Origin of the sequence: Xenorhabdus sp. TS4 (assembly GCF_014467265.1) — a bacterium.
Lineage (GTDB): Bacteria > Pseudomonadota > Gammaproteobacteria > Enterobacterales > Enterobacteriaceae > Xenorhabdus > Xenorhabdus ehlersii.
Genome location: NZ_NKHQ01000001.1, coordinates 96,555 through 105,078, shown reverse-complemented (window position 1 = coordinate 105,078; position 8,524 = coordinate 96,555). Strand labels below are relative to the sequence as shown.

General features: G+C 46.8%; 8 protein-coding genes. All 8 read left to right on the top strand.

The features are described from left to right. Positions 1-4 precede the first annotated feature (4 nt). The 8 genes from Xets_RS00365 (at position 5) to rpoB (ending at position 8,433) form a co-directional block, all read left to right on the top strand. Positions 5-142, top strand: a complete 138-nt coding sequence (locus tag Xets_RS00365; RefSeq protein WP_370588188.1) for a hypothetical protein — start codon at positions 5-7, stop codon at positions 140-142. A 336-nt stretch (positions 143-478) separates the two neighbouring features. Next, a complete protein-coding gene (secE, locus tag Xets_RS00360) occupies positions 479-862 on the top strand; it encodes a preprotein translocase subunit SecE (protein ID WP_099130913.1) in 384 nt (127 codons plus the stop codon). Between the two features lie 2 nt (positions 863-864). Further along, a complete protein-coding gene (gene nusG / locus Xets_RS00355) occupies positions 865-1,410 on the top strand; it encodes a transcription termination/antitermination protein NusG (RefSeq protein WP_092519796.1) in 546 nt (181 codons plus the stop codon). 215 nt (positions 1,411-1,625) lie between these two features. Continuing rightward, on the top strand, positions 1,626-2,054 hold the full coding sequence (rplK, locus tag Xets_RS00350; protein ID WP_074020842.1) for a 50S ribosomal protein L11: 429 nt from the start codon (positions 1,626-1,628) through the stop codon (positions 2,052-2,054). Between the two features lie 3 nt (positions 2,055-2,057). Next, on the top strand, positions 2,058-2,759 hold the full coding sequence (gene rplA, locus Xets_RS00345; RefSeq protein ID WP_074023706.1) for a 50S ribosomal protein L1: 702 nt from the start codon (positions 2,058-2,060) through the stop codon (positions 2,757-2,759). 336 nt (positions 2,760-3,095) lie between these two features. After that, complete coding sequence (gene rplJ, locus Xets_RS00340) at positions 3,096-3,593, top strand: 50S ribosomal protein L10 (protein WP_187651028.1); 498 nt, start codon at positions 3,096-3,098, stop codon at positions 3,591-3,593. 63 nt (positions 3,594-3,656) lie between these two features. Continuing rightward, positions 3,657-4,022 (top strand): 50S ribosomal protein L7/L12, encoded by a 366-nt coding sequence (gene rplL / locus Xets_RS00335; protein WP_045972989.1) that lies wholly within the window; start codon positions 3,657-3,659, stop codon positions 4,020-4,022. Between the two features lie 382 nt (positions 4,023-4,404). Continuing rightward, entirely contained in the window at positions 4,405-8,433 is a 4,029-nt protein-coding gene (gene rpoB / locus Xets_RS00330) for a DNA-directed RNA polymerase subunit beta (RefSeq protein ID WP_099130912.1), read from the top strand. Positions 8,434-8,524 lie beyond the last annotated feature (91 nt).

Here is an 8,524-nt window from a genome sequence, read left to right as displayed (position 1 = left end):
AGAGATGGTAATGCCAGGTGACAACATCAACATGGTAGTTAACCTGATTGCGCCAATCGCCATGGACGAAGGTCTGCGTTTCGCAATCCGTGAAGGTGGTCGTACTGTAGGCGCCGGTGTTGTTGCTAAAGTGATCGCATAATTTTTTTAATGTGTTCATTTTGGAAGGGCATCGATAGATGCCCTTTTTATACGTTGTCTTAAGAAGAACCTATCTCATCAATAGTTGTTCATAATTGGATAATTAATGGCAGATAAATTGCTATTTGATTGCTATTCTTAATTATTGGTGAGATAGGCTCTGATACAACGGATGGGCTTAGATATCATCGATATACAAAAGTCCTGCTGAATTATGGTGCCGAGTCAGATACAATTACAATTATCTTTGGGTTCGGTCTGATTTGTTTTGCTCTTGCGAGGCAAGCTGGCTATCTATTTACATCATAGTTACTTACATATAGTTACAGGTTGGTTTATGAGTGCGAATAGCGATGCTCAAGAAAGCGGGCGTGGTCTTGATATAGCAAAATGGCTATTGGTAGCAGTGCTACTGGTGGTTGCTATTGTGGGTAATTACTATTACCGAGAGTATAACCTGCCTCTGCGCGCGATAGCCGTGGTTGCTATTGTTGCCCTTGCAGGAGCAGTTGCATTGTGGACTGTAAAAGGTAAAGTTGCATTAGCCTTTGCCCGTGAAGCCCGCATTGAAATGCGTAAAGTCATTTGGCCAACTCGCCAGGAAGCACTGCATACGACTTTAATTGTTGCAGTTGTGACGGCTGTCATGTCTCTTATCTTATGGGGGCTTGATGGTATTCTGGTGCGTTTAGTTTCATTTATTACAGGCCTGAGGTTTTAAAAATGTCTGAATCCCCAAAAAAGCGTTGGTATGTCATCCAGGCATTTTCTGGGTTTGAAGGTCGCGTCGCTCAATCTCTGCGTGAACATATCAAATTACAAGAGATGGAAGATTCTTTTGGCGAAGTGATGGTGCCGACAGAAGAGGTTGTTGAGATCCGTAGTGGCCAGCGCCGTAAAAGCGAGCGTAAATTCTTCCCTGGCTATGTCTTGGTACAGATGGTAATGAACGATGCGACTTGGCATTTGGTTCGCAGTGTACCTCGCGTAATGGGTTTTATCGGTGGTACTTCTGACCGCCCAGCACCAATCAGCGATAAAGAAGTTGATGCGATCATGAATCGCCTTCAACAGGTTGGTGATAAACCACGGCCAAAAACTCTGTTCGAACCAGGCGAAATGGTTCGAGTCAGCGATGGTCCGTTTGCAGACTTCAATGGTGTGGTGGAAGAAGTTGATTACGAGAAGAGCCGTTTGAAAGTATCGGTTTCTATCTTTGGTCGTGCTACACCTGTTGAGCTGGATTTCAGCCAGGTAGAGAAAGCCTAACCTGGTGATTAAGTAAGCGCTTATGCTTGCAAAGGGTGTGAAATTAGCGTACAATTTCGCGCCTTTTGTTTTTTATCCAGGCATCATTTTTAGATGATACTTAGATAATATTAGGTTAGTTAAAGTCTTAGGGGCCTGGTCTTTAATAGACGGGGTTCAAATTGTCAGGGGAGCCTCATCTTGAGGCGATAAGACCCGCATAGAGGAAAAAATAAATGGCTAAGAAAGTACAAGCCTACGTTAAGCTGCAAGTTGCAGCTGGCATGGCTAACCCAAGCCCACCAGTTGGTCCAGCTCTGGGTCAGCAGGGTGTTAACATCATGGAATTCTGTAAAGCGTTCAATGCTAAAACTGAAAGCATTGAGAAAGGCTTGCCAATTCCAGTTGTTATTACTGTTTACGCAGACCGTTCTTTCACTTTCGTTACCAAAACCCCACCAGCGGCTGTTCTGCTGAAAAAAGCAGCAGGCATCAAATCTGGTTCTGGCAAACCGAACAAAGATAAAGTTGGTAAAGTAACCAGCGCTCAGATTCGTGAAATTGCTGAAACTAAAGCTGCGGACATGACTGGTGCTGACGTTGACGCGATGATGCGTTCAATCGAAGGTACTGCTCGTTCCATGGGCCTGGTAGTGGAGGATTAATCAATGGCTAAACTGACCAAGCGCATGCGCACTATCCGTGAAAAAGTTGATGTAACTAAACAATATGACATCAACGAAGCTGTTACTCTGCTGAAAGAACTGGCTACTGCTAAATTCGTAGAAAGCGTTGACGTAGCTGTTAATCTTGGCATTGATGCTCGTAAATCTGACCAGAACGTTCGTGGTGCAACTGTACTGCCACACGGTACTGGCCGTTCAGTCCGTGTTGCTGTATTTACTCAGGGTGCAAACGCCGAAGCAGCTAAAGCTGCTGGCGCTGAACTGGTAGGTATGGAAGATCTGGCTGAACTGGTTAAGAAAGGCGAGATGGACTTCGACGTTGTTATCGCATCTCCAGATGCAATGCGTGTTGTTGGCCAACTGGGTCAAATCCTGGGCCCACGTGGTCTGATGCCAAACCCGAAAGTAGGTACTGTAACGCCTAACGTTGCTGAAGCTGTACAGAACGCTAAAGCGGGTCAGGTTCGTTACCGTAACGACAAGAACGGTATCATCCACACCACTATCGGTAAAGTTGACTTCGACGCTGACAAACTGAAAGAAAACCTGGAAGCTCTGCTGGTTGCGCTGAAAAAAGCTAAGCCATCTTCTGCTAAAGGCGTTTTCGTTAAGAAAGTTAGCCTGTCTACTACCATGGGTGCAGGTGTTGCGATCGACCAGTCTAGTCTGAACGCATCAGTTTAATGATTTAAGCTGAGAATAACGCTTTACCTTATCGTCAGATTTGTCTAAAATCTGACGCTTAAAATTTGCTGATCAGTGTGTTTTATAACATACAACCTTCGAAAAATAAGGCCGTATCGGCAAATAACAAGTTTTCGGTTGGAGCTTGGCCTAATCCAAGCCCCGTCCAAGACCGCAGGCGTAAGTAATTACTTAATATCCTGCGTAGACGGTGACAGAGCCAAATGAAATTTATTTTCTGGATTCTGCTCACCGTGTTTCAGCGCTCAGGCACATTTGGTGTTTTGAGTGAAGTGAGTCCCGGGTTTGCCCGGTTAATCCAGGAGCAAGAAGCTAATGGCACTAAATCTTCAAGACAAACAAGCGATTGTTGCTGAAGTCAGCGAAGTAGCCAAAGGCGCGCTGTCTGCGGTTGTTGCGGATTCTCGCGGCGTTACCGTAGATAAAATGACTGAACTGCGTAAAGCAGGTCGCGAAGCTGGCGTTTATATGCGTGTTGTTCGTAACACCCTGATGCGCCGTGCTGTTGAAGGTACTGAATTTGAGTGCCTGAAGGAAGCGTTTGTTGGTCCAACCTTGATTGCTTTTTCTAACGAACATCCGGGCGCAGCTGCTCGTCTGTTCAAAGATTTCGCGAAAGCGAACCCAGCATTCGAGATTAAAGCAGCAGCCTTTGAAGGTGAGTTTATCCCAGCGAACAACATCGATCGTCTGGCAACACTCCCAACTTACGAAGAAGCAATCGCACGCCTGATGTCAACCATGAAAGAAGCCGCTGCAGGCAAACTGGTTCGCACTCTGGCTGCGCTACGCGATCAGAAAGAAGCTGCTTAATTGCTTATTTCCTTCGTTGCTTTTTAACGTATAAATTTTTTCTGAATTTTAGGAACACTTGTTATGTCTATCACTAAAGAACAAATTCTGGACGCAGTTGCAGAAATGTCTGTAATGGACGTTGTTGAACTGATCAGCATGATGGAAGAAAAATTCGGCGTTTCTGCTGCTGCAGCTGTAGCTGTAGTTGGTGGTGCTGCTGAAGCCGTTGAAGAAAAAACTGAATTCGACGTAATCCTGACTGGCGCTGGTGCTAACAAAGTTGCTGTAATCAAAGCAGTACGTGGCGCAACTGGCCTGGGTCTGAAAGAAGCGAAAGACCTGGTTGAAAGCGCACCAGCAGCTCTGAAAGAAGGCATCAGCAAAGACGACGCTGAAGCTCTGAAAAAATCTCTGGAAGAAGCAGGTGCTTCTGTTGAGATCAAGTAAGATCTGTTTGAAGTTCGCAGCCTGATTTTTTAAGGCTGGCGGCTGGCGGTTTTTTAATCGCCAGCCTTTTTGCGCTGTAAGGGCATTGTCTGAAAATCAGATTTGCCTGAAAGGCATTAATAGGGAGTTAGTAGCATTTCACACTGTTTGGCTGCTAATAAACCCAAAATACTTCTTCCTATTGACGACTTAATATACTGCGTTCTCAGCTACGATCCACTCGGGTAGCTCGGTAGTAAGGTAACGCAATGAAATGATTTAAGAGTAATAGTAATGAGTATTACGGAAAATATTCTGTTTTCTGTTCGAAAAAATAGTGTTGCAGAGTGCTGTCCTTAAGGGCGGACAGAGTGGGTCACTTATCAGCGAGCTGAGGAACCCTATGGTTTACTCCTATACCGAGAAAAAACGTATTCGTAAGGATTTTGGTAAACGTCCACAAGTTTTGGATGTTCCATACCTTCTTTCTATCCAACTTGACTCGTTCCAGAAGTTTATCGAGCAAGATCCTGAAGGCCAAAATGGACTGGAAGCGGCCTTCCGTTCAGTGTTTCCAATTCAGAGCTACAGCGGCAATTCAGAGCTGCAATATGTAAGCTATCGTCTTGGCGAACCTGTCTTTGATGTCAAAGAGTGTCAGATCCGTGGAGTGACGTTCTCCGCACCTCTGCGCGTTAAGTTGCGTCTGGTGATCTATGAGCGCGAAGCGCCAGAAGGCACAGTTAAGGACATCAAAGAACAAGAAGTCTACATGGGTGAAATTCCACTCATGACTGATAACGGGACTTTCGTTATCAACGGTACTGAGCGCGTTATCGTATCTCAGTTGCATCGTAGCCCAGGCGTTTTCTTTGATAGCGATAAGGGTAAAACCCATTCATCCGGTAAGGTACTGTATAATGCACGTATCATTCCTTACCGTGGTTCGTGGTTAGATTTCGAATTTGATCCAAAAGATAACCTGTTTGTGCGTATCGACCGCCGCCGTAAGTTACCGGCTTCGATTATTCTGCGCGCGATGGATTATTCCTCTGAAGACATCCTGAATCTGTTCTTCAAAAAAACCGTTTTCGAAATTCGCGACAATAAATTGCAGATGATGCTGGTTCCAGAACGTCTGCGTGGCGAGACTGCTTCATTTGATATCGAAGCAAACGGCAAAGTTTATGTTGAAAAAGGCCGTCGTATCACAGCTCGCCATATCCGCCAGTTAGAAAAAGAGCAGGTAGACCGTATTGAGGTGCCTGTTGAATATATCGCGGGTAAAGTTGTAGCAAAAGATTACATCGACCAGAACACAGGTGAAATCATCTGTGCTGCTAACATGGAACTCTCTTTGGATCTGCTGGCCCGTTTAAGTCAGGCTGGTTACAAATCTATCGAGACTCTGTTTACCAATGATCTGGACCACGGCGCTTATATTTCCGAAACCCTGCGTGTTGACCCAACCAATGATCGCCTGAGCGCACTGGTTGAAATCTATCGCATGATGCGTCCGGGTGAACCACCAACACGCGAAGCCGCAGAAAACCTGTTTGAGAACCTGTTCTTCTCTGAAGATCGTTATGATCTGTCTGCGGTTGGTCGTATGAAGTTCAACCGTTCGTTGGATCGTGACGAGGTTGAAGGTTCCGGTATCCTGAGCAAAGAAGACATCATCGACGTGATGAAGAAGCTCATCGATATCCGTAACGGTAAAGGTGAAGTCGACGATATCGATCACTTGGGCAACCGTCGTATCCGTTCCGTGGGTGAAATGGCTGAAAACCAGTTCCGCGTCGGTCTGGTTCGTGTAGAACGTGCAGTGAAAGAGCGTTTGTCTCTGGGCGATCTGGATACCCTGATGCCACAGGACATGATCAACGCCAAACCAATTTCTGCGGCGGTGAAAGAGTTCTTTGGTTCGAGCCAGCTATCCCAGTTCATGGACCAGAACAACCCACTGTCTGAAATCACCCATAAACGCCGTATTTCTGCGTTGGGTCCAGGCGGTCTGACCCGTGAGCGTGCAGGCTTTGAAGTTCGAGACGTACACCCAACTCACTATGGTCGTGTATGTCCAATCGAAACACCTGAAGGTCCAAACATCGGTTTGATTAACTCATTGTCTGTTTATGCGCGTACCAATGAGTATGGTTTCCTTGAAACACCTTACCGCTTAGTTCGTGATGGTGTGGTGACTGATGAAATCCACTACCTGTCAGCAATCGAAGAAGGCAACTACGTCATTGCTCAGGCGAACACCGTATTGGATGAAGAAGGCCACTTCGTTGAAGAATTGGTCACTTGCCGTCATTACGATGAATCCAGCTTGTTCAACCGTGATCAGGTTCAGTACATGGACGTTTCGACACAACAGATCGTGTCCGTCGGTGCTTCTCTGATCCCATTCCTTGAACACGATGACGCCAACCGTGCATTGATGGGTGCGAACATGCAACGTCAGGCGGTTCCAACTCTGCGCGCAGATAAGCCGCTGGTCGGAACAGGTATGGAGCGTGCGGTAGCGGTTGACTCCGGTGTAACCTCTGTTGCTAAACGCGGTGGTGTGGTTCAGTACGTTGACGCATCTCGTATTGTTATCAAGGTTAACGAAGATGAAATGTACGCAGGTGAAGCGGGCATTGATATCTATAACCTGACCAAATATACCCGCTCAAACCAAAACACCTGTATCAACCAGACACCCTGTGTTTCTTTGGGCGAACTGGTAGAACGCGGTGACGTGCTGGCTGATGGTCCATCCACTGACTTGGGTGAACTGGCACTGGGTCAGAACATGCGTGTGGCGTTCATGCCTTGGAATGGTTATAACTTCGAGGACTCCATCCTCGTATCTGAGCGTGTTGTTCAGGAAGACCGTTTCACCACCATTCACATTCAAGAACTGGCTTGTGTGTCTCGTGACACTAAACTGGGGCCTGAAGAGATTACGGCTGACATCCCTAACGTGGGCGAAGCTGCTCTGTCTAAACTGGACGAATCCGGTATCGTTTATATCGGTGCGGAAGTGAAAGGTGGCGACATTCTGGTTGGTAAAGTGACACCGAAAGGTGAAACTCAGCTGACTCCAGAAGAAAAACTGTTGCGTGCGATCTTCGGTGAGAAAGCGTCTGATGTGAAAGACTCTTCACTGCGCGTACCAAACGGTGTTTCTGGTACTGTTATCGACGTACAAGTCTTTACCCGTGATGGCGTAGAGAAAGACAAGCGTGCGTTGGAAATCGAAGAGATGCAGTTGCGTGAGGCTAAAAAAGACCTGACAGAAGAACTGCAAATTTTCGAAGCTGGCCTGTTTGCTCGTATTCACTCTGTACTGGTTGCCGGTGGCATTGAAGCGGAAAAACTCAGCAAACTTCCTCGTGGGCGTTGGTTGGAGCTGGGACTGGCTGATGAAGAAAAACAAAATCAGCTGGAGCAGTTGGCAGAACAGTATGACGAACTGAAAATAGAGTTCGAGAAAAAACTGGATGCTAAACGCCGTAAGATCACTCAGGGCGACGATCTGGCACCAGGCGTGCTGAAAATTGTCAAAGTGTATCTGGCTGTGAAACGTCAGATCCAGCCTGGTGACAAGATGGCAGGTCGTCACGGTAACAAAGGTGTTATCTCCAAGATCAACCCGATTGAAGACATGCCTTACGATGAAAACGGTACACCAGTAGACATCGTACTGAACCCGCTGGGCGTACCATCACGTATGAACATCGGTCAGATTCTGGAAACTCACTTGGGCATGGCGGCGAAAGGCATTGGTGACAAGATCAATGCGATGCTGAAACAGCAGCAAGAAGTTGCCAAACTGCGTGAATTTATCCAGAAAGCTTATGATCTGGGTGATGATACCCGTCAAAAAGTTGACTTGAGCACCTTCACCGATGAAGAAGTGATGCGCCTGGCAGAAAACTTGAGAAAAGGTATGCCGATCGCAACACCTGTCTTTGACGGTGCAAAAGAGACCGAAATCAAAGAGTTGTTGAAACTGGGTGGCTTGCCGACTTCCGGTCAGATCACTCTGTTCGACGGCCGTACAGGTGAACAATTCGAGCGTCAGGTAACCGTTGGCTACATGTACATGCTGAAATTGAACCACTTGGTTGATGACAAGATGCACGCCCGTTCTACCGGCTCTTACAGCCTGGTGACTCAGCAGCCGTTGGGTGGTAAGGCACAGTTCGGTGGACAGCGCTTCGGTGAGATGGAAGTGTGGGCATTGGAAGCATATGGTGCGGCGTACACCCTGCAAGAAATGCTCACCGTTAAATCTGACGATGTTAACGGTCGAACCAAGATGTATAAAAACATCGTGGATGGTAACCACCAGATGGAACCAGGCATGCCGGAATCTTTCAACGTATTGCTGAAAGAAATCCGTTCGTTGGGTATCAACATCGAGCTGGAAGACGAATAAATCGTTTTCCCGCTGGTACTGCCCGATATAAGAATGTCGGGCGGTTTACCAGCCAGTGGTTGCACTGGTCCCAGTGGTTATACTGGTTATA